This window comes from Cryobacterium shii (genome assembly GCF_004402595.1).
Taxonomy (GTDB): Bacteria; Actinomycetota; Actinomycetes; order Actinomycetales; family Microbacteriaceae; genus Cryobacterium; species Cryobacterium shii.
Map to the genome: position 1 here is coordinate 1 of NZ_SOFY01000040.1, position 20,739 is coordinate 20,739.

Consider the following 20,739-nt stretch of genomic DNA (forward strand, 5'->3'; position numbering starts at 1 on the left):
GAGCGTCCTCCTTACCGTGGTAACTCCGAGCGTCCGTCCACGGGTGGGTACCGTGGCAACTCCGAGCGCCCCACCGGTGGCGGCGAGCGTGCCCCCTACCGTGGAAACTCCGAGCGTCCCAGCAGCGGCGGCGAGCGTCCTCCTTACCGTGGTAACTCCGATCGCCCGTCCACGGGCGGCTACCGTGGCAATTCCGAGCGCCCCACCGGCGGCGACGAGCGTGCCCCCTACCGCGGCAATTCTGATCGTCCGCAGCGCGATGGTGAGCGTCCTCCGTACCGTGGGAACTCTGACCGTCCGCAGCGTGATGGCGAGCGTCCTCCGTACCGTGGCCACTCCGACCGGCCCAGTGGCGGCGCGGAGCGCAAGCCGTGGGCGAAGGACGGCGAGCGTCCTGCGTACAACCGTGGCAACTCCGACCGATCCAGCGACCGACCCAGCGGCGGCGCGGAGCGCAAGCCGTGGACCAAGGATGGCGCACGTCCCGAGCGCAGTGACCGCCCCCAGCAGGGCGGCGACAAGCCGTGGACCCAGCGCGGCGGTTCGCCGAACCGCGCCGGTGCACCGCGCGGCGACGCCGGCAAGAAGCTGTGGACCCGCGACGGCGCTCCGGCCCGCGGCGACCGCGATGCGCGCGTCGTCGAAGAGGAGATGACCGAAGAGCAGCGCATGCAGCGCGAGCTCCGCTCCGTGCGGCCTCGTCACGACGACCCGGAACTGCCCGACGACATCACGTCGCAGGATCTGGACCGGATCGCCCGCAATGAACTCAAGACCCTCAGCAAGGACAACGCGGAGGCCGTCGGCCGCCACCTGGCCATGGCCGCGCGCGTCATCGACGAGGATCCGGAACTCGCCCACCGCCACGTGATGTCCGCCGCCCGTCGGGCCGGGCGCATCGCCGTGGTGCGCGAGAGCCTGGCGATCACCGCCTACGCGACCGGCGATTTCGCCCTCGCACTGCGGGAACTCCGCACCTACCGTCGCATCTCCGGCTCGAACGACCAGCTGGCACTGATGGTCGACAGCGAGCGTGGTGTCGGTCGCCCCGACCGGGCGCTGGAGCTGGGACGCTCCGTCGAGCGTTCCTCGCTGCCGGCATCCGTTCAGGTGGCCCTGGCCATCGCAATGTCGGGCGCACGCCTCGACCTCGGCGAGACCGAGGCCGCTCTGAGCGAACTGCAGATCCCGCAGCTGGACCCGAAGACCGCGTACTCCTACAGCGCCGAACTCTTCGCCGCCTACGCCGAGGTTCTGGCCGAGCTCGGCCGTGAAGACGAAGCCGAACTCTGGAACGAGCGGGCCGAACGTGCCGACTCGGCCGTCTCGGGCACGACCGACCTGGATGAAACCATGGAGATCCTCGAGATCGACGAAGAAGACGACGAAGACGAGGAATTCGAGGGAACTGAACTCGGCGACGACGTCAGCGAGAACGACGTTGCCGACAGTGACGACGACGAAGACACCGAAGAGGAAGACGACGACGACCACGAAGACACCGACGACGAGGGCGACTCCGCGTCCGACCCCGACGACGGGGCGGAGCAGGATGCTGAGGCGTCGCCGCGTGCCTGAGCCGGTGACCCCGCTGACCGGCGTCGACGTCGTCCTCGCCGACCTGGACGGTGTGGTCTACACCGGTCCGGGGGCGATCCCGTTCGCCGTGGAGAGCCTGAACCGGGCGGCGGAAACCGCCCGGGTCGGTTACCTCACCAACAACGCGTCTCGCACCGACCGGTCCGTCGCCGCGCACCTGACCGAGCTCGGCCTGCATGCCACGGCGACGGATGTCGTCACCTCGCCCCAGGCCGCCGTGCGGCTGCTCGCGAACGAGGTGCCCGCCGGATCCCGCATCCTCGTCGTCGGGGGAGAGGGGCTCGTCACCGAGGTCGAAAAGGGTGGCTTCGTCGTCACCCGGTCCGCCGACGACGAGCCGGCCGCCGTGATTCAGGGCTTCTCGCCCGAACTCGGCTGGAAGGACCTCGCGGAAGCCGCTTTCGCTCTTCACCCCAACGAGGACGGGGTGCAGATCCCCTGGATCGCCACCAACACCGACTGGACCATCCCGGTCGCCCGGGGGATCGCTCCCGGCAACGGCACGCTCGTCTCCGCGGTGCACACCGCGGTCGGGCGTCTGCCGATCGTGGCCGGCAAACCGGAGGTCGCCATCTTCACGGAGGCGGTCAACCGGTTCCAGGCCGCCCAGCCGCTCTTCATCGGCGATCGCCTCGACACGGACATCCTCGGCGCCAACCGCGCCGGGATCCCGGCCGTACTGGTGCTCACCGGCATCGACAAGGCCAAGCAGGCCCTGGCCGCCGACCCCACCTCCCGGCCGCAGTTCATCCTCGACGATCTGCGCCAGCTGCACGAACCGTACCCGGAGACCGTCTTCTCCAAGGATGGCACCTCCGCCACGGTCGCCGGGGCGACGGTGCGGATCCAGGGCGCCGACGTGCAGATCGTGGCCGAGGGGGATGGCGCCATCAACCTACTCCGCGCCGCCTGCGCCGTGATCTGGGCATCCGGTCGCCCCATCTACGGGCTCAACGTCCCGGAGCGACTGTATCTCGGACGGTAACGTTGAAGTCGTGAAAACAGACGACGTGAACCAGGATTCGACCGCGGACGGGCTGGCCGACGAACTCGTCGGCCAGCTCGCCGCGATCGATGACCAGCCCCTGGAGGAGCGCGCAGCCGCGTACGTGCAGGTGCACGACCGGCTGCGCGACCACCTCGAGGGTGGAGACGTTCCACGATCGACGAACTCATGACCGAGGGACAGATGCCCGACCAATCCCCTGTACCCGACGAGATGCCCGAACCTGAGCCGCAGCGCCTCGACACGGCCCTCGCCGAACGCGGGCTGGCCCGGTCGCGAACCGTGGCCGCGCAGCTGATCGTGGCGGGGCTGGTCACGGTCGACGGCAAACCGGTGGTCAAGGCATCCGTGAAGGTGCGCGAGAACCAGACCATCGAGGTGGCGGCGACCGACCACTACGTCAGCCGCGGTGCCCACAAGCTCATCGCCGCGCTGGACGTCTTCGAGCTGCCGGTGGCCGGCCGCACGGTGCTGGATGCCGGCGCGTCAACGGGCGGTTTCAGCCAGGTGCTGCTCGAACGCGGCGCCGGCCAGGTGATCGCGGTCGACGTCGGGCACGGGCAGCTCGCGCCTCTGCTCGCCAATGAACCGAAGCTGGTGCTCGTCGAGGGTTTCAACCTGCGCTACGCCACCGCCGAGTCCATCGCGGCCGCCTGCGGGGTGCCGCAGCGCGCCGACCTCGTCGTCGGCGACCTCTCGTTCATCTCCCTGACCACCGTTCTGCCCGCGCTGGTGGCCACCGCCCTGCCCGGCGCCGATTTCGTGCTGCTGATCAAGCCGCAGTTCGAGGTCGGCAAGGGCAGCATCCGTGAGGGGGTCGTGCACGATCCGGGCCTCCGGGCCGACGCAATCGCCGGGGTGCTCTGGGCAGCCTGGGACCTGGGCCTCGGCACCCGCGGCCTGATTGCCTCGCCGATCGCCGGTGGGGCCGGGAACCGCGAGTATTTGTGCTGGCTGACCAGCACGGGAGGCAGCAATCCGACAGAATGGATCGAGCAGACGACTGCACTGGTGGGAGTGACGAAATGAGCAAAGCACCCCGCCACTTCCTCGTCGTCGCCCACACCGGGCGCCGGGACTCGCTGGAGGCCGCGGTCACCGTCTGCGAGCAGCTCCTCGCCGCCGGTGCGGCGCCCGTGATGGCCCGCGAGGAGCGGGCCGACCTGCTCGCATCCTGCCCAGAACTCACCGATCGCCTGGCGATCCTGCACGAGAGCGTCGAGACCACCGAACTGGAACTCGCCATCGTGCTCGGCGGCGACGGCACAATCCTGCGCGCCGCCGAGCTCGTGCGCGGCTGCTCCGCTCCCCTCCTCGGCATCAACCTCGGCCACGTCGGCTTCCTGGCCGAGAGCGAACGCGACGACCTCGGCGAGGCCGTGCGCCGCGCCCTGTCCCGCGACTACCTGGTCGAGGAACGCATGGCCTTGGCCGTGCGGGTCAAGCTCGGCGACGACGTGATCTACGAGACCTGGGCGCTGAACGAGGCCACCGTCGAGAAGTCCAGCCGCGAACGGATGCTCGAGGTCGTGATCGAGGTCGACGGCCGGCCGCTCTCTTCCTTCGGCTGCGACGGCGTGGTCATGTCCACGCCGACCGGGTCCACCGCCTACGCCTTCTCGGCCGGCGGCCCGATCGTCTGGCCGACGCTCGACGCCCTCCTGCTCGTGCCGCTCAGCGCGCACGCCCTCTTCGCCCGGCCGCTCGTCGTCGGCCCGGATTCGTCGCTCGCGGTCGAGGTTCTCGCCCGCACCGGCGGGGCCGCGGTGCTCTGCGCGGACGGCCGCCGCGTGCAGGACCTGCCGCCGGGGTCGCGCGTGATCGTTCGCCGTTCGCCCGTCCCGGTGCGCCTGGCCCGGCTGCACGTCGCCCCGTTCACCGACCGCCTGGTCAACAAGTTCAACCTGCCCGTGACGGGCTGGAGAGGCCCGGTCGGCCGTGAATAGGGGTTCCGCATGATCGAGGAACTCGTGATCCGGGATCTCGGCGTGATCCGGGAGGCCACCCTGCCGCTCGGCCCCGGTTTCACCGCCGTGACCGGGGAGACCGGCGCGGGCAAGACCATGGTCGTCACCGCGCTGGGCCTGCTGCTCGGCGACCGGGCCGACCCGGGGCTCGTGCGTCAGGGCCAGACGCAGAGCTGGGTCGAAGGCCGCTGGCTGATCCCCGCCGACGGCGCCGTCGCGCAGCGCGTGCGGGACGCCGGGGGAGACCTCGACGGGCCGGAGCTCCTCCTGAGCCGATCGGTCTCGGCCGAGGGACGCAGCCGGGCCGTCGTGGGCGGCCGCGGCGCTCCCGCGAGTGTGCTCGCCGACCTCGGCGGCGACCTGGTCGTCGTGCACGGGCAGTCCGACCAGGTGCGCCTGCGGTCGGCCGTCGCCCAGCGCGCGGCCCTGGACCGGTTCGCCGGCCCCGACCTCGCCGAGACCCTCGACCTCTTCCAGCTCGCCTACCACCGGTGGCAGGGCAACCAGACCGACCTCGACCGTCTCGTCGACGAGCAGGAGCAGCGCCGGCTGGAAGCCGAAGAGCTGCGCGCCGCCATCGCCGAGGTCGAACTCGTCGCACCGCAACGCGGCGAAGACGACGCGCTCGGCGAACGGGCCGAACGCCTCGGCAACCTCGAAGAACTGCGCCTCGCCGCCGCCCAGGCCCGGGAACTGCTCTCCGCCGAAGAGAACCCCGAAGGACTGCCCGACGCCGTCTCCCTGCTGGACTCCGCCCGACGCCGGCTTGAGCGCGCCGGGGAGCACGACCCCGCCCTGCCGCCCCTGGCCGAGGCGCTCGCGAACGCCGGCTTCCTGGTCGCGGACATCGCCGCACAGCTCTCCAGCTACCTCGCCGGCCTCGACGCCGACGGCGCCCGCGAACTCGAGGTCGTGCAGGAACGCCGCGCCGCGCTGACCGCCCTGGCCCGAAAATACGTGGGCGGCCTCGACGAAGCCATCGACTTCCTCGACACCGGCAGCGCCCGGCTGCTCGAACTCGACAGCGACACCGACCGGATCGACGCCCTCCGCGCCGAGACGGACGCCGACCGCGCCGCCATGGACGCCCTCGCCGCCCGCCTCACCGCCATCCGCACCACGGCGGCCGCGTCGCTCGGGGCCGCCGTCACCGGCGAACTCGCCGCCCTCGCGATGCCCAATGCCGCCCTCGTCGTCGAGGTCGACAGCCGGGCCGAGATCTCGCTCACCGGGCGCGACCTCGTCAAGATCCTGCTCCGACCCCACGCGGGCGCCGAGCCGCGCAGCCTGGCCCGCGGGGCATCCGGTGGCGAGTTGTCCCGGGTGATGCTCGCGATCGAGGTCGTCATCAACGCCACCGACCCGGTGGCGACCTTCGTCTTCGACGAGGTCGACGCCGGAGTGGGCGGGGCCGCGGCGATCGAGATCGGCCGCCGACTCGCCCGGCTTGCCGAAACCGCGCAGGTGATCGTGGTCACCCACCTGGCGCAGGTCGCCGCCTTCGCCGGCAACCACCTCAGCGTCGTCAAGGACAGCGACGGCTCCGTCACCGCCAGCAGCGTTCGCCAGCTGCAGGGCGACGAACGCGCAGCCGAGATGGCCCGGCTGCTGTCGGGACTGCCCGACTCCGAAAGCGGGCTCGAACACGCGCGCGAACTCATGAACCTTGCCCACTCCAACCGTTAGGCTGAACCCAGGTGATAGAGTCGAAGCCCGTGGTGGAAAATAAAATCTCGGACAATTCAGACAGCTCAGCACGCTCTGACGGCTCAGCACGCGACGACACGACCAAGCACATCTTTGTGACCGGTGGTGTCGTTTCTTCGTTGGGCAAGGGCCTGACGGCGGCCAGCCTCGGCAATCTCCTGACGGCCAGCGGTCTCCGCGTCGTCATGCAGAAGCTCGACCCCTATCTCAACGTGGACCCGGGCACGATGAACCCGTTCCAGCACGGCGAGGTCTTCGTGACCGACGACGGCGCCGAAACCGACCTGGACATCGGCCACTACGAGCGGTTCCTCGACATCAACCTCAGCCAGGCGGCGAACGTCACCACCGGCCAGGTCTACTCGCAGGTCATCGCCAAGGAACGCCGCGGCGAATACCTCGGCGACACCGTGCAGGTCATCCCGCACATCACCGACGAGATCAAGCGCCGCATGCGCCTGCAGGCCAGCGACGAGCTGCGCCCCGACGTCATCATCTCCGAAATCGGCGGCACCGTCGGCGACATCGAATCGCAGCCGTTCCTCGAGGCCGCCCGCCAGGTGCGCCACGAGCTCGGCCGCAACAACGTCTTCTTCGTGCACGTGTCGCTGGTGCCGTTCATGGCCGCCGCGGGCGAGCAGAAGACCAAGCCGACCCAGCACTCCGTCGCCGCCCTGCGTTCCATCGGGATCCAGCCGGATGCGCTCGTGCTGCGCAGCGACCGTCCCGTCTCCGACTCGAACAAGCGCAAGATCGCGCTCATGTGCGACGTCGACGAAGACGCCGTGGTCAACGCGATCGACGTGCCCAGCATTTACGAGATCCCGACCATGTTGCACGACCAGGGCCTGGACCGCTACATCACCGACCACCTCGGCCTGCCCGTCACCAACGTCGACTGGACCGGCTGGCAGAAGGTGCTCGACGCCGTGCGCGAGCCCAAGCACGCCGTCACCATCGGCCTGGTCGGCAAGTACATCGACCTGCCCGACGCCTACCTGTCCGTGACCGAGGCGCTGCGCGCCGGCGGTTTCGCCAACCAGACCAAGGTCAACGTCACCTGGATCGCCTCCGACGACTGCGAGACCGAGGAGGGCGCCGCCCGCCTGCTCGGCGAGCTCGACGGCATCTGCGTTCCCGGCGGTTTCGGCGTGCGCGGCATCGAGGGCAAGCTCGGTGCCCTCAAGTTCGCCCGCGAGAACGCGATCCCCGTGCTCGGCCTCTGCCTCGGCCTGCAGTGCATGGTGATCGAGTACGCCCGCAACAAGGCCGGTCTGACCGGCGCCTCCTCCTCCGAGTTCGACGAGGACACCGAGTTCCCCGTGATCGCGACCATGGAGGAGCAGGTCGAGATCATCGCCGGCGGCGACCTGGGCGGCACCATGCGCCTGGGCCTCTACCCGGCCGCCCTGGCCGAGGGATCCATCGTCGCGGAGCTCTACGGTGCCCCCGAGGCGTCCGAGCGCCACCGCCACCGCTACGAGGTCAACAACGCGTTCCGTGGCCAGATCGCGGATGCCGGCCTGTGGTTCTCCGGAACCTCGCCCGACGGCCATCTGGTCGAGTACGTCGAGCTGAAGCGCTCGGAGCACCCGTTCTACGTGGGCACGCAGGCGCACCCGGAGCTGCGCAGCCGGCCCAGCCACGCGCATCCGTTGTTTCGCGGCCTGATCGGCGCCGCCCTGGACCGCCAGCAGTCGAGCCGTCTGTTCGAGGTCGAGGCGGGCGAAGCCGTCGACGATCTCGACGTCCCGGCCGTTGTCTGACGCCGTGACTGAGACCTCGGTCAGCGCCGACAACTCCACCGGATCCGACCCGTCGGCGCTGGCGGACGAGTTCGCGTTCGCGCCGGTCACGGCCACCGAGATCGTCTTCGACGGCAAGGTCTGGGACGTGCGCCGCGACACCTTCGGCTACAACGGCTCGGGCATCATCCGCGAGTACCTGGACCACCCGGGCGCCGTGGCGATCCTCGCCCTCGACGAGCAGGACCGCGTACTCCTGATCAAGCAGTACCGGCATCCGGTGCGCGTGCGGGAGTGGGAACTGCCCGCCGGCCTGCTCGACGAAGCCGGGGAACACCCGCTCGTCGGCGCGCAGCGGGAGCTGGCCGAGGAAGCCGACCTCACGGCGACCCGCTGGGACATGCTCAGCGAGTTCTACACCTCGCCGGGCGGCAGCAACGAGGTCATCCGGATCTACCTGGCCCGCGGCCTGGCGGTCGCCGACGACGTCTTCGCGCGCACCGAGGAGGAAGCCGACATCGAGATCCGCTGGGTTCCCCTTGACGAGTGCGTCGACGCCATCCTGGCGAGCAAGGTGCAGAACCCGTCGCTCGTGATCGGCGCCCTGGCCGCGCACGCCGCCCGGGCCCGCGGGTGGAGCAGCCTCGCGCCGGCGGACACGCCGTGGCCGCGGCATCCGACCAATTGGGACCACGAGGTGTGACCGCCCCGGCGGCTGCGGGCGGGGAGTCGGCTGTGGTGCCGGCAGCGGCTGTGCCTTCGGCTGCGACTGCGGCTGCGCGCTCAGCCGTGGTTCCGGCTGATACTCCGACGGTTGCTCCGGCCGTGGCTTCGGCCATGGATTCCTTTTTGCGGCACGTCGCGGTCGAGCGCGGGCTGAGCGCCAACACCGTCGCCGCGTACCGGCGCGACCTCGTGATCTACGGCCGCTGGCTCGCCGCCGCCGACCTCGCCGCGCTGGCCGGGATCACGGCGCAGCACATCTCCGAGTTCGTGCGGTTCCTGGGTTCCCGGGAGGAGTCGCCGCTGACGGCGGCGTCGATCGCGCGCATCCTGTCGACGGTGCGCGGCTTCCACCGGTTCCTGCTCGAGGAGGGCGTGGTCGAGACGGATGTCGCGCACGAGTCCAAGCCGCCGAAGCTCGGCACCCGGCTGCCCAAGGCCATCTCGGTCGAGCAGGTCACGGCCCTGCTCGCGGCGACCGACGGCGACGAGGTGCAGAACCTGCGCGACAAGGCCCTGCTGGAGCTGCTCTACGCCACCGGCGCACGGGTGTCCGAGGTGGTCAATCTCAACGTGGACGACGTGCTCGAGCCCGACGTCGTGCGCCTGACCGGCAAGGGCAACAAGCAGCGCATCGTGCCCGTCGGCAGCTTCGCGCGCACGGCCCTCGACATCTGGCTGGTTCGGGGGAGGCCCCTGCTGTCGGGGCGAGGCAAGGCCACTCCGGCCCTGTTCCTCGGCCTCCGCGGACAGCGGGTCAGCCGGCAGAATGCATGGCTGATCATCCGTGCCGCCGCCGAGCGGGCCGGACTCGAGGGGCACGTGTCGCCGCACACGCTGCGGCATTCCTTCGCCACCCACCTGCTCGAGGGCGGGGCCGATGTGCGCGTGGTGCAGGAGTTGCTCGGCCATTCCTCGGTCGCCACCACCCAGATCTACACCCTGGTCACCGCCGACACCCTCCGCGACATGTACACGACCGCGCACCCCCGCGCCCGTCCGGTCCCGCCGGTCCCGCCGGTCCCGCCGGTCCCGCCGGCCTCGCCGGTCCCGTCCTCGCCCGTCCCGCCCGTCTCACCTATCCCGCCCTCGGGGCCAGACCCCGCCTAACTGTTCCCGTTCCGGTCGAGAGTGCCCGGTGTAACGGTCACTCTCGACCGGAACGGGAACTATCGCGGCCCCCGTGGGAGCGGCGCAGACCGGGTCAGAGGGCGCGGAGGCCCACGGCCAGGGTGATCGGCTCGCGCTGCCCGCCCGAGTGCACGATGTGCGCGCCGTCGACGGTGAGCTGGCTGGCGTGGCAGCGGAGGGCTGCGGTCACCGTGGCGAGGTGCCGGTCGAGGGCGAACCACTCCGCGTCCGGGGCCGGATCGTGCACGACCTCGGCGAACGGTGCGCTCTCCGCCCGGCAGGCCGCCAGGGTCGCCTCGTGCATGCGTACATGGTCCGGATGCCCGTAGCCGCCGCCGTTGTCGTAGCTGATCACCAGGTCGGGCCGAAGCTGCGCGATCAGCGCGGCCACATCGGCGGCCACCTCCGCCAGCGGCGCCCGCACCAGGGCGTCATCGTCGATGTCGTCGGCGGGCCCGGCGAGCCCGGGGCGGATCCACTTCATGCCCGAGTCACGGTAGACGCGGCGCTGCAGGTGACCGGCCCGCGCGGGACGTTCACCGAGCCGGAACCGCGCAGCGATGCCGAGAGTCTCCGCGGCCCGCCGCAACTCCTGCTCGCGCTCGTGCGTGAGCGCATCCGTGCCCTCGAGCACCGACAGCGGCCCCGGCACGACGTCGCCCTGCTCGCCGCGGGTGGCGGTCAGCAGCGACACCCGGATGCCGCGGGCCACCAGCTCCGCGATCAGAGCGCCGGTCGAAATGGTCTCGTCGTCGGGGTGCGCGTGCACGAACAGCACCGACGCCACCCCGTCCAGAAGGCCCGGCCCGTCAAAATCCGGCCCGCCGAAGCCCGGCCGGTCAAAATCAGCAGCGCCGCCAGCCCCGCTCATGCGCTCAGGAGCGTGTGCCGCCAACCCTCGTCGCCGGGGCCCACGAGCGAACGGTAGACCGCCAGCAGACCCTCCGCCGAGCGCGGCCAGTCCAGGTGCTCCGCCCGCTCCCGGGCGGCCAGGGACAGCCGGCGGGCGAAGGCGGGGTTCGAGAGGATGCCGGTGAGCGCCTCCGCCCACACCTCGGGATCCCGGGAGTCCAGCACCACCCCCGTGTCCCCGTTGACCACGGCCTCACGCAACCCGCCGGCCGCGGCGGCGACGACGGGCACGCCGCTGGCGGCAGCCTCCAGCGCGACCAGGCCGTACGTTTCCGAGTGGGACGGCACCAGCACCACCCGGGCGCCGCGCAGCAGCCCGGCCAGGTCGGCGCGGGACTGCGGGCCGACGAAACGCACGCCCGACGCGATCCCGTGGCGGGCCGCGAGGGCCTGCAGCTCGTCGATGTACCCGTCGTAGTCGCTGGAGGCGTCCCCCGCGATCACGAGTTCGGGGCGCAGCTCCGCCGACACGGCCGCGATCGCCTCGATCGCGAGGTCCAGACCCTTGAGCGGCTGCAGGCGCGCGGCGACGACGGCGTAGCCCCGCCCGGCAGGCGAGGTGGCCCCGGCCGGGGAAGTGACCTCGGCAGGGGAAGCGACCCCGGCCGCCGAAGCGACCCCGGTCGGCCGGAACAGCGTCCCGTCGACGCCCGGCAGCACGATCGCAACCCGGTCCGGCGACCCGCCGAGCCGCCGCACGACGGTGTCGGCCTCGGCTTCGCTGATCGCCACGATGGCGTCGGATGTCTGGGCGAGCCAGGCCTCCCCGGCCATCCGGCCCGGGGATTCGGCGCGTTCGCCGGCCGACAGCGGCGTCGACTCGTCCGCGGCGATGCTGTGGAAGCTCTGCACGTGGGGGACACCGCGCAGGCGGGCCAGCGGCAGGGCCGCCATGCCGGAGAACCAGTGGTGCGAGTGGATGACGTCGTACGGTCCCAGCGCGGCCATCCGCACCCGGAACGCGTCGATGAAGCCCTCGTGGTCGCCCTTGGGAACCGGACGGGCCGGGCCGGCGTCGAGGAACCGGAGGGTGACCCCCGGGGTCAGCTGCACGTCGGACAGCTCGGTCGAGGAGCGCCGGGTGAGGATCTCGACCTGGTGCCCGGCGGCGGCGAGGGCCTCGGCCTGGTGTCGCACGACCACGTTCATGCCGCCGGCGTCGCCGGAACCGGGCTCGGCACCCGGCGAGGTGTGCAGGCAGACGAGCGCGATACGGAGAGGCGCAGGGACGGGCGCAGAGAGGTGAGGCACTGTGAAATCTTAACTCACCAGCCTGTGACGCCCCCTGTGCCGGTTCACAGCGTCCCCCCAGACGCGGATTTACCCCCGGATTTGGCTGGCAGACCGGCCTTTTCGGCGATCCCTGCCCAAATGTGCCCCCGTGAATCGGTACACTCGAACACAGTGATTGGTGCAGGACGGATCGGGGACATCTCAGTGGCGCGCAAGCAAGATGACCGGGTACGACTCCCCGGTCTGGACGAGGTACCAGTCGGTGCGACTGGGCGCCCGAAGCGCGACTTCGACGAGCCGGTGACACTGGTCAGTCACGGCCCGGCCCGGATCATCTCCCTGTGCAACCAGAAGGGCGGCGTCGGCAAGACGACGACCACCATCAACCTGGGTGCCGCGCTGGCCGGCTACGGCCGCCGCGTGCTGGCCATCGACTTCGACCCGCAGGGCGCACTGTCCGCCGGTCTCGGCGTGCCCACCCACGACGTCACCACCATCTACGACCTGCTCCTGAGCGGATCGGTCAACCCGCACGACGCCATCCAGAAGACGTCCGTGCACAACCTCGACATCATCCCGGCGAACATCGACCTGTCCGCCGCGGAGGTGCACCTGGTCAACGAGGTCGCCCGCGAGCAGATCCTCGCCCGGGTGCTGCGCAAGATCTCCGCCGACTACGACGTGATCCTGATCGACTGCCAGCCCTCGCTCGGCATCCTCACCGTGAACGCCCTCACCGCCAGCCACGGCGTGCTCATCCCGCTCGAGTGCGAGTTCTTCGCCCTCCGCGGTGTGGCCCTCCTGATCGAGACCATCGACAAGGTGCGCGACCGCCTCAACCCCGCCATCGAGCTCGACGGCATCCTCGCGACCATGTTCGACTCCCGCACGCTGCACTCCCGCGAGGTGCTCGAGCGCGTCGTCGACGCCTTCGGCGAGAGCGTGCTCGAGACCGTCATCGGCCGCACGGTCAAGTTCCCCGATGCCAGCGTCGCCGGGGTGCCGATCACCGAATTCGCGCCAGAGCACGCGGCCGCCAAGGCTTACAAGCAGGCGGCGCGGGAACTGATCCAGCGTGGCGCCGTCGCCTGACGCGGCCGCTCCGAAGACATTTTCGGTTGCCCTCGGCAACTTCGAGGGCCCGTTCGACCTGCTCCTGACCCTGATCGGCAAGCACGAACTCGACATCACCGAGATCTCGCTCAGCCGGGTGACGGATGAATTCATCGCCTATCTGCGCGGCCTCGACCAGACCGAGGAACTCGACCAGGCCACCGAATTCCTGGTCGTCGCGGCGACCCTGCTCGATCTGAAGGTGGCCGGCCTGCTGCCCCAGGGTGAGCTCGTCGACGCGGAAGACGCCGCCCTGCTCGAGGCCCGCGACCTTTTGTTCGCCCGGCTGCTGCAGTACCGCGCGTTCAAGACCGCCTCGCTCTGGTTCCAGGAGCACCTCGACACCGAATCCACCCGGCACGTGCGCGCGGTGCGGCTCGAGGAGAAGTTCCGGCAACAGACCCCCGAGCTGGTCTGGACCCTCTCCCTCGCCGACTTCGGCGCCCTCGCCGCGCTGGCCCTCACCCCGCGGGAGCTGCCCACCGTGGGGCTCGACCACCTGCACGCGCCGCTGGTCAGCATCCGTGAACAGGCGGCCTGGATCGTAATGATGCTGCGCCCGGGGGAGACCCTCACCTTCCGCGAGCTGATCGTCGACACCCCGCAAAAAGGCATGGTGATCGCCCGTTTCCTGGCCGTGCTCGAGCTCTACCGGCTCGGCGCGATCTCGTTCGACCAGCTCGAACCGCTCGGCGACCTCAGCCTGCACTGGAGCGCCGAATCCTGGAGTGAAGACACCCTCGCCAACCTCGGAGCCGACTATGACCAGTAACGCTCACGCCGTCCAGCCAGCCCGGGCCGAGCAGAACACGCAGCCGACGGATGCCGTCGAGCCGGCCCTCGAACGCACCCTCGAGGCGATCCTGATGGTCGCCGACGAGCCCCAGAGCCTGCTGCACCTCGCGGCGGCGGTCGACGCCCCGCTGCCCCGGGTGCGCGCGGCCGTGGACCGGCTCGTGGCCGACTTCGACGGCCTCGCCGGCACCGTGCGCCGTGGCTTCGAACTGCGCGAGGTGGCCGGCGGCTGGCGCATCTACGTGCGCGCCGAGCACGACCTGGCCGTGGCCGACTTCGTGGTCACCCAGAACCCCAGCCGGCTCTCGCAGGCCGCACTGGAGACCCTCGCGGTGATCGCTTACAAGCAACCGATCAGCCGCGGGGCTGTAGCCTCGATTCGTGCCGTTAATGTGGACTCGGTCGTGCGCACTCTGCTGGGCCGCGGTCTGATCACCGAAGCCTTCACCGATAGTGAGACCGGTGCGATCAACTACGGCACCACAGACTTGTTGCTCACCCAGCTCGGAATCAACTCGCTCGACGAGTTGCCCTATATATCGCCGTTGCTCAATGACGGTGCCAACGGATTTGAGGATCTGCCATGACGAATGACTACCAGGAGACACCGGGGACTCCGCCCCAGGGCACGCCGACCAACCCGGAGGCCGCCGCCGACGGCGTGCGCCTGCAGAAGGTCATGGCCTCCGCCGGCGTGGCCTCCCGCCGCGTGTCCGAAGACATGATCGCCGCCGGCCGCGTGCGCGTGAACGGCAAGGTCGTCACCGAACTGGGCCGCCGCATCCACCCCGACTCCGACCAGATCATGGTCGACAACATCGCCGTGCAGCTGGACACCAGCCGCCGCTACGTGATGCTGAACAAGCCCGTCGGCGTCGTCTCCTCGATGCAGGATGAGAGCGGCCGCCCCGACCTGCGCGAGTTCACCGACCAGTTCGAGGAACGCCTGTTCAACGTGGGCCGCCTCGACGCGATGACGAGCGGCCTGCTGATCCTGACCAACGACGGCGACCTCGCACACGTGCTCGCGCATCCGTCGTTCGGGGTCTTGAAGACCTACATCGCCAAGGTCGAGGGCCGCGTGTCGCCGCAGACCATCCAGCTGCTGCAGAACGGCATCGAACTCGACGACGGCCCCATCGCCGCCGACAAGGCCCGCATCCTGACCAGTCCTCCCGGCGACGGCTTCAGCCTGGTCGAGCTCACCCTGCACTCCGGCCGCAACCGGATCGTGCGCCGCATGATGGAGGCCGTCGGCCACCCCGTCGTCGACCTGGTGCGCCGCCAGTTCGGACCGCTGCACCTCGGCACCCTCCGGGTCGGCGATGCGCGCGATTTGACTAAGGTTGAACTCGGTCAGCTGCTCACCGTGTCGCGGGCCGAAACGAAGAACTAGGCCGGCCGTCAGGAGTCCCCACGTGGTTGAATCCCGCCTGATCGGGCCCGTGCGCGTCGTGGGCGCCGGGCTGCTCGGCACCAGCGTCGGCCTGGGCCTCAGCGCGCGCGGAATCGACGTCATCCTCGACGACGCCTCGCCGACCAACCTGAGCATCGCCGTCGACTACGGCGCCGGCCGCGCCGCCCTGCCCGGTGACGCCCCGCAGCTGATCGTGGTCTGCGTGCCGCCCGACGTGACCGCCGAGATCGTCGCGCGCGAACTCGCCGCCTACCCGCAGGCGATCGTGACGGATGTCGCGAGCGTCAAGCTGGCCCCGCTGCAGGAGCTCCGCGAACGCGGAGCCGACGTGTCCCGCTACATCGGCGGCCACCCCCTGGCCGGCCGCGAACGCGGGGGACCCCTCGCCGGTCGCGCCGACCTGTTCGTCGGGCGCCCGTGGGTGGTCGCCGCACACGACGCGATCAGCTACCAGCAGGCCACCGCGATCGACGACCTCATCCTCGACTTGGGCGCGACCCTGGTCGAGATGACGCCCGAAGAGCACGACCGCGGCGTCGCACTCATCTCCCACGTGCCCCAGGTCGTCTCCACGATCATGGCGCGCCGTTTAACGGATGCCCCCGGCTCCGCCTTGAACCTCGCCGGGCAGGGCCTGCGCGACGTGACCCGGGTCGCGGCGAGCGACCCGGAACTGTGGGTGCAGATCCTGGGCGCGAACGCCGCCCCGGTGCGCGACATCCTGGTCGCCTACCGCGAAGACCTCGACCGGTTCATCGACGCCCTCGCCGACCCGGCCGCCCCCGGCGCCCGGCGCAAGGTGGCCGAGGAACTCGCCGGCGGCAACGCCGGCGTCTCCCGGCTGCCGGGCAAGCACGGCCAGGACCGCCGCTACGCCTCCTTCATCGTGATGATCGACGACCGGCCCGGCCAGATCGCCCGGCTGCTGAACGAGATCGGCGAGCTGAACGTGAACATGGAAGACCTGCGCCTCGAGCACTCGCCGGGCGCCCCGATCGGCCTGGCCGAAATCTCCGTACTCCCCGAGGCCGTTTCCCGCCTCACTGAAGAGCTGGCCGCCCGCGGCTGGCGGATTGCTGGTTAATATGGGTCGTCACTCAAGCCCCCACATCGTCGCCATCGACGGACCGGCCGGCAGCGGCAAGTCCAGCGTCAGCCGCGCCGCGGCCCTGCGCATCGGCTTCGACTACCTCGACACGGGCGCCGCCTACCGGGCGTTCGCCTGGTTCGTGAACGACTGGGGGATCGACGCGGAGAACACCGACGCCGTCGTGGCCGCCCTGGCCGACTTCGACTACTCCATCGGAATCGCCCCCGACGAGCACTTCGTCCGGGTCGGTGAAACGGATGTCACCGACGCGATCCGCGACCCCGCCGTCTCCGCGATCGTGAGCTCCGTGGCCCGCATCCCGGAGGTGCGCGCGCACCTCACGCAGCTGTTCCGCACGATCGCCGCGAGCTCGAAGCGCACCGGAATCGTGATCGAAGGCCGGGACATCACGACCGTGGTGGCCCCCACCGCCGAGATCCGCATACTGCTCACCGCCTCCGAGGAGGCTAGAATGGCTAGGCGCTCTGCGGAAATATCGACCCAATCGGCTGAAACCGTGGCGGAACAGATGCGATCGAGGGATCGCGCTGACTCACAGGTAGTCGAATTCATGAGCGCCGCAGACGGTGTGACCACCGTCGATTCCACTCATCTCGACTTAGAAGCGACCATTGACGCGGTCCTCGACGTCATCAATACCTACCGCGAGGCCATCGCATGACCAACAACAACGACTTCGACGACATGATCCCAGCCATCGACACCGAGCTGGTAACACGCCTGGACGACCTCGATGAAGACCTGGTGACGCAACGCGCTGCCGCACTCCGCACCGGACTCAACGAGTACGAGCTCGACGAAGAGGACTTCGACGTCCTCGACACGGTGACCGAAGACCCCGACGCCATCCAGTACCTGCCGGCCCTGCCGGTCATCGCCATCGTCGGCCGCCCGAACGTGGGCAAGTCCGCCCTGGTGAACCGCATTCTCGGCCGCCGCGAGGCCGTCGTGGAGGACACCCCCGGCGTGACCCGTGACCGGGTCACCTACAAGGGCGAATGGCACGAACGCCGCTTCAGTCTCGTCGACACCGGCGGCTGGGAGCCCGACGCCAAGGGCATCGACGCTTCCGTCGCCGCTCAGGCCGAACTGGCCATCGAACTCTGCGACGTCGTCATGTTCGTCGTCGACGCCAACGTGGGGCCGACCTCCACCGACGAGGCCGTCGTGCGCCTGCTGCGCAAGGCCGGCAAGCCCGTCTTCCTCGTCGCCAACAAGGTCGACGACATCCGTCAGGAACCCGAAGCCGCCAGCCTCTGGGCGCTCGGCCTCGGCCAGCCCTGGCCAGTCTCTGCCCTGCACGGCCGCGGCGTCGCCGACCTGCTCGACGCGATCCTCGAGAAACTCCCCGAGATCTCCGCCGTCGCCAAGCAGGAAGTCGGCGGACCGCGCCGCGTCGCCATCCTCGGCCGCCCGAACGTGGGCAAGTCGAGCCTCCTGAACAAGGTCGTCGGCGAGGAGCGCGTTGTCGTCAACGAGCTCGCCGGCACCACCCGCGACCCGGTCGACGAGCAGGTCGAGCTCGGCGGCAAGGTGTGGCGCTTCGTCGACACCGCCGGCATCCGTCGCCGCGTGCACCTCTCGCAGGGCGCCGACTTCTACGCCTCGCTGCGCACCAGCGCCGCCCTCGAAAAGGCCGAGGTCGCCGTGGTTTTGATCGACGTGACCGAGGTGATCAGCGAGCAGGACGTGCGCGTGATCGACCTGGTGCTCGAATCCGGCCGCGCCCTGGTGCTCGCCTTCAACAAGTGGGACCAGATCGACGACGACCGTCGCCGCTACCTCGAGCGTGAGATCGAGCAGGACCTGGCGCACGTCGCCTGGGCCCCGCGCGTGAACATCTCGGCCAAGACCGGCCGCCACATGGAGAAGCTCGTCCCCGCACTAGAACTGGCGCTGGAGTCGTGGGACACCCGCGTCGCCACCGGCAAGTTCAACGCGTTCCTGGCCGAGCTCGCCGCGTCGCACCCGCACCCCGTGCGCAGCGGCAAGCAGCCGCGCATCCTGTTCGGCACCCAGGCCTCCAGTCGCCCGCCGACCTTCGTCATCTTCACCACCGGGTTCCTCGACCCGGGCTACCGTCGCTACATCCAGCGTCGCCTGCGCGAGGTCTACGGCTTCGAGGGAAGCCCGATCAACCTCAGCATGCGCGTGCGCGAGAAGCGCAAGCGCTAAGCCGCAGCCCTCAGCAGCGAACCTGAAAGACCCCGAACGGCACCCCCGTTCGGGGTCTTTTACGTTGCCGGGCCCTGCACCGACATTTTTCGTATCGAGTTTTTTCACAGCTCGATTCACGACCCATCTGACATTCCCCCCGCCCTAACGCCCCACGGCACCGGACCCGAAATCCGAGGTGCCCGATCTCTCGTGGCACGTCTGTGCCCACAGCCCCACAGGTTCGCCAGACCCTCCACTCGCGCGAATCGTTCCAATCCTGCCCCTCGAGGATGCTTCTCCATGCCTACGAAGTCCCTAGCTTCGCCTGCCCGCAAACGGCAATTCGGTTCCGAACGCAGCACCACACCGCTCCCGATCGTGCACGACCGCCCCAGTGATTCGAAGATCACCTGGGGGCGCCTCGCCATCCTGGTCACCGTGCTGGCCTGGCTGAACTACCTCGTGTACACGATCATGCGCGAGTTCCTCAACAACGGCACCCAGAGCTTCCGCTTCACCACCGAGGCGATCTCCTATCTCGTCGTGGTCACATTCCTGACCTTCTCCGCGCTGATGTACCTGGTCGCCCGCCAGGGCGCCTTGCAGCGTTTCCGCGACCACGTGCGGGTTCCCCGCGCCGAGCTGGACAGCCACTTCGGCGCCCAGCAGCGGTCGATGACCGTGCTCGTGCCGTCCTACAGCGAGGAACCCGCCGTCGTGCGGGCCACACTCTGGTCGGCGGCGCTGCAGGAGTACCCCGCCCTGCGCGTCGTGCTGCTCCTGGGCGACCCGCCGCATCCGACCGACGCCGTCGTGGCCGAGCGCCTCGCCTACTCGCGGGGAATCGCCCAGCAGATCGAGGCCGCGCTGGCCGAACCGAGGGTGCGATTCAGCGACGAGCTGCTGATCTGCGAGCTCGAGCTGGCCGCTGACCCCGCGGTGTCCGTGGAGGCCGTGCGGGAGCTGGCCGGCCACTATTCCTGGGCGGCCGGCTGGCTCGACCGCATGAAGGCCGCCGAGAAGGTCACCGACCACGTCGACACCTTCTTCGTCGAGCAGGTGCTCGGCGGCCTGTCCGCCGAGCTGGCCCTCACCGCGACAGCCCTGAACGCGGCCGCCGACGAGAACACGGCGCCCACGAAAGAACGGATGCTGGAACTCCACCGCCGCCTGGTCTGGACCTTCTCCGCCGAGCTCGATACCTTCGAGCGCAAGCTCTACGCCTCGCTGTAGCACGAGGCGAACAAGGCCATGAACCTCAACGCCTACATTGGGCTGATGGGCGGTTTCTTCCGCCGCGAGGAGGGGCCGGACGGCACCATCCTCCGTCCCGTCGCCGACCGGGCCGACGCCGACTTCGTCGTGTCGGACTCCGACTACCTGCTCACCCTCGACGCCGACTCGCTGCTGCTGCGCGATTACTGCCTGCGCCTGGTCTACTTCCTCGAGCAGCCCGACAACGCCCGCGTGGCCGTGACCCAGACCCCGTACTCGTCGTTCCGCGGGGCGCCCACCCGCATCGAGCGGCTCGCAGGGGCGACCACCGACATCCAGCACATCCTGCACCAGGGCATGTCCCACTACGGCGCCACGTTCTGGGTGGGGGCGAACGCCGTCATCCGCAAGCGCGCCCTCGAGGACATCGTCGAGGTGGAGACCGTCGGCGGTTTCGAGGTGCGCCGTTACGTGCAGGACCGCACCGTGATCGAGGACACCGAGTCGAGCATCGACCTCGGCACCCACGGCTGGACCCTGGTGAACTACCCCGAACGCCTCAGCTACAGCGCCACCCCGCCCGACTTCGGTTCGCTGATCGTGCAGAGGCGGCGCTGGGCTAACGGCGGGCTGCTGATCCTGCCGAAGCTCTGGCAACAGCTGCGCGAGCGCCGCCGCCAGGGTCACCCGGTCAGCCTGACCGAGCTGTTCCTGCGGGTGAACTACATGACCTCGATCGCCTGGGCCAGCTTCGGCCTGGTGTTCCTGCTGGCCTACCCCTACGACAGCCGGCTGCTCAGCCCCGTCGTGGTGTTCGCCGCCCTGCCATATTTTCTCGCCATGGGCAGCGACCTGCGCTACTGCGGCTAGAAGGCCAGCGACATCTTCCGCATCTATGGCTTCAACCT

Annotated in this window: 20 protein-coding genes; 18 read left to right on the top strand and 2 right to left on the bottom strand. The window is 69.9% G+C overall.

The genetic code is table 11. From position 1 onward, the window contains the following. The 9 genes from E3O49_RS18665 to xerD form a co-directional block, all read left to right on the top strand. A partial coding sequence (locus tag E3O49_RS18665; RefSeq protein ID WP_244285268.1) for a hypothetical protein occupies positions 1 to 1,578 on the top strand: 1,578 nt, incomplete at its 5' end. Further along, the gene (locus E3O49_RS18670) at positions 1,553 to 2,584 is read left to right on the top strand and encodes an HAD-IIA family hydrolase (protein WP_134402278.1); all 1,032 of its coding nucleotides are present in this window, start codon (positions 1,553 to 1,555) and stop codon (positions 2,582 to 2,584) included. The genes E3O49_RS18665 and E3O49_RS18670, both read left to right, overlap by 26 nt. A 10-nt stretch (positions 2,585 to 2,594) precedes the next feature. Beyond that, positions 2,595 to 2,777 carry a hypothetical protein gene (locus E3O49_RS18675; RefSeq protein WP_134365037.1) on the top strand — a complete coding sequence of 61 codons (183 nt, stop codon included), beginning with the start codon at positions 2,595 to 2,597 and terminating at the stop codon, positions 2,775 to 2,777. Positions 2,778 to 2,818: 41 nt separating this feature from the next. Further along, positions 2,819 to 3,634 carry a TlyA family RNA methyltransferase gene (locus E3O49_RS18680; protein WP_134365055.1) on the top strand — a complete coding sequence of 272 codons (816 nt, stop codon included), beginning with the start codon at positions 2,819 to 2,821 and terminating at the stop codon, positions 3,632 to 3,634. After that, on the top strand, positions 3,631 to 4,551 hold the full coding sequence (locus E3O49_RS18685; RefSeq protein WP_134365038.1) for an NAD kinase: 921 nt from the start codon (positions 3,631 to 3,633) through the stop codon (positions 4,549 to 4,551). The genes E3O49_RS18680 and E3O49_RS18685 overlap by 4 nt, the downstream gene beginning before the upstream one ends. Before the next feature lie 9 nt (positions 4,552 to 4,560). Next, entirely contained in the window at positions 4,561 to 6,258 is a 1,698-nt protein-coding gene (gene recN, locus E3O49_RS18690) for a DNA repair protein RecN (RefSeq protein WP_134451314.1), read from the top strand. A 44-nt stretch (positions 6,259 to 6,302) separates the two neighbouring features. Next, on the top strand, positions 6,303 to 8,045 hold the full coding sequence (locus tag E3O49_RS18695; RefSeq protein ID WP_134451324.1) for a CTP synthase: 1,743 nt from the start codon (positions 6,303 to 6,305) through the stop codon (positions 8,043 to 8,045). A 4-nt stretch (positions 8,046 to 8,049) separates the two neighbouring features. Further along, positions 8,050 to 8,727, top strand: coding sequence for an NUDIX domain-containing protein (locus E3O49_RS18700; protein ID WP_370261363.1), 678 nt, complete (start codon positions 8,050 to 8,052; stop codon positions 8,725 to 8,727). A 134-nt stretch (positions 8,728 to 8,861) separates the two neighbouring features. Beyond that, positions 8,862 to 9,857 (top strand): site-specific tyrosine recombinase XerD, encoded by a 996-nt coding sequence (gene xerD / locus E3O49_RS18705; protein WP_134410134.1) that lies wholly within the window; start codon positions 8,862 to 8,864, stop codon positions 9,855 to 9,857. Between the two features lie 94 nt (positions 9,858 to 9,951). On the opposite strand, the gene E3O49_RS18710 is transcribed toward xerD, so the two are convergent. Further along, positions 9,952 to 10,749 carry a PIG-L deacetylase family protein gene (locus tag E3O49_RS18710; RefSeq protein ID WP_134365041.1) on the bottom strand — a complete coding sequence of 266 codons (798 nt, stop codon included), beginning with the start codon at positions 10,747 to 10,749 and terminating at the stop codon, positions 9,952 to 9,954. Beyond that, positions 10,746 to 12,041 (bottom strand): glycosyltransferase, encoded by a 1,296-nt coding sequence (locus E3O49_RS18715; protein WP_241978591.1) that lies wholly within the window; start codon positions 12,039 to 12,041, stop codon positions 10,746 to 10,748. Before E3O49_RS18715 ends, E3O49_RS18710 begins: the two co-directional genes overlap by 4 nt. Before the next feature lie 186 nt (positions 12,042 to 12,227). Between E3O49_RS18715 and E3O49_RS18720 the strand changes: the two genes are divergently transcribed. The 9 genes from E3O49_RS18720 to E3O49_RS19010 all read left to right on the top strand — a co-directional run bounded on the left by E3O49_RS18720 (position 12,228) and on the right by E3O49_RS19010 (position 20,701). Beyond that, a complete protein-coding gene (locus E3O49_RS18720) occupies positions 12,228 to 13,115 on the top strand; it encodes a ParA family protein (protein WP_420898193.1) in 888 nt (295 codons plus the stop codon). Continuing rightward, positions 13,099 to 13,908 carry a segregation and condensation protein A gene (locus E3O49_RS18725; protein ID WP_134365043.1) on the top strand — a complete coding sequence of 270 codons (810 nt, stop codon included), beginning with the start codon at positions 13,099 to 13,101 and terminating at the stop codon, positions 13,906 to 13,908. The genes E3O49_RS18720 and E3O49_RS18725 overlap by 17 nt, the downstream gene beginning before the upstream one ends. Next, entirely contained in the window at positions 13,898 to 14,518 is a 621-nt protein-coding gene (gene scpB, locus E3O49_RS18730; RefSeq protein WP_134410132.1) for an SMC-Scp complex subunit ScpB, read from the top strand. Before E3O49_RS18725 ends, scpB begins: the two co-directional genes overlap by 11 nt. Next, positions 14,515 to 15,327: a pseudouridine synthase gene (locus E3O49_RS18735; RefSeq protein ID WP_134365045.1), complete on the top strand. Its 813-nt coding sequence runs from the start codon at positions 14,515 to 14,517 to the stop codon at positions 15,325 to 15,327. The genes scpB and E3O49_RS18735 overlap by 4 nt, the downstream gene beginning before the upstream one ends. A 22-nt stretch (positions 15,328 to 15,349) precedes the next feature. Next, the gene (locus E3O49_RS18740) at positions 15,350 to 16,432 is read left to right on the top strand and encodes a prephenate dehydrogenase (protein ID WP_244285269.1); all 1,083 of its coding nucleotides are present in this window, start codon (positions 15,350 to 15,352) and stop codon (positions 16,430 to 16,432) included. A 1-nt stretch (position 16,433) separates the two neighbouring features. After that, complete coding sequence (gene cmk, locus E3O49_RS18745; RefSeq protein ID WP_134451316.1) at positions 16,434 to 17,120, top strand: (d)CMP kinase; 687 nt, start codon at positions 16,434 to 16,436, stop codon at positions 17,118 to 17,120. Positions 17,121 to 17,143: 23 nt separating this feature from the next. Then, positions 17,144 to 18,634, top strand: a complete 1,491-nt coding sequence (gene der, locus E3O49_RS18750) for a ribosome biogenesis GTPase Der (protein ID WP_370261434.1) — start codon at positions 17,144 to 17,146, stop codon at positions 18,632 to 18,634. 282 nt (positions 18,635 to 18,916) lie between these two features. Next, a complete protein-coding gene (locus E3O49_RS19005; protein WP_420898192.1) occupies positions 18,917 to 19,849 on the top strand; it encodes a hypothetical protein in 933 nt (310 codons plus the stop codon). 18 nt (positions 19,850 to 19,867) lie between these two features. Next, the gene (locus E3O49_RS19010) at positions 19,868 to 20,701 is read left to right on the top strand and encodes a glycosyltransferase family 2 protein (protein ID WP_370261371.1); all 834 of its coding nucleotides are present in this window, start codon (positions 19,868 to 19,870) and stop codon (positions 20,699 to 20,701) included. The last annotated feature ends 38 nt before the right edge of the window (positions 20,702 to 20,739 follow it).

Excerpts from the sequence above, each read along its gene's own strand:
- E3O49_RS18670 (WP_134402278.1), top strand. The coding sequence starts at position 1,553 with ATGCTGAGGCGTCGCCGCGTGCCTGAGCCGGTGACCCCGCTGACCGGC.
- E3O49_RS18680 (WP_134365055.1), top strand. The coding sequence starts at position 2,819 with ATGCCCGAACCTGAGCCGCAGCGCCTCGACACGGCCCTCGCCGAACGC.
- E3O49_RS18685 (WP_134365038.1), top strand. The coding sequence starts at position 3,631 with ATGAGCAAAGCACCCCGCCACTTCCTCGTCGTCGCCCACACCGGGCGC.
- recN (WP_134451314.1), top strand. The coding sequence starts at position 4,561 with ATGATCGAGGAACTCGTGATCCGGGATCTCGGCGTGATCCGGGAGGCC.
- xerD (WP_134410134.1), top strand. The coding sequence starts at position 8,862 with ATGGATTCCTTTTTGCGGCACGTCGCGGTCGAGCGCGGGCTGAGCGCC.
- E3O49_RS18710 (WP_134365041.1), bottom strand. The coding sequence starts at position 10,749 with ATGAGCGGGGCTGGCGGCGCTGCTGATTTTGACCGGCCGGGCTTCGGC.
- scpB (WP_134410132.1), top strand. The coding sequence starts at position 13,898 with ATGACCAGTAACGCTCACGCCGTCCAGCCAGCCCGGGCCGAGCAGAAC.
- E3O49_RS18735 (WP_134365045.1), top strand. The coding sequence starts at position 14,515 with ATGACGAATGACTACCAGGAGACACCGGGGACTCCGCCCCAGGGCACG.
- cmk (WP_134451316.1), top strand. The coding sequence starts at position 16,434 with ATGGGTCGTCACTCAAGCCCCCACATCGTCGCCATCGACGGACCGGCC.
- der (WP_370261434.1), top strand. The coding sequence starts at position 17,144 with ATGATCCCAGCCATCGACACCGAGCTGGTAACACGCCTGGACGACCTC.
- E3O49_RS19005 (WP_420898192.1), top strand. The coding sequence starts at position 18,917 with ATGCCTACGAAGTCCCTAGCTTCGCCTGCCCGCAAACGGCAATTCGGT.
- E3O49_RS19010 (WP_370261371.1), top strand. The coding sequence starts at position 19,868 with ATGAACCTCAACGCCTACATTGGGCTGATGGGCGGTTTCTTCCGCCGC.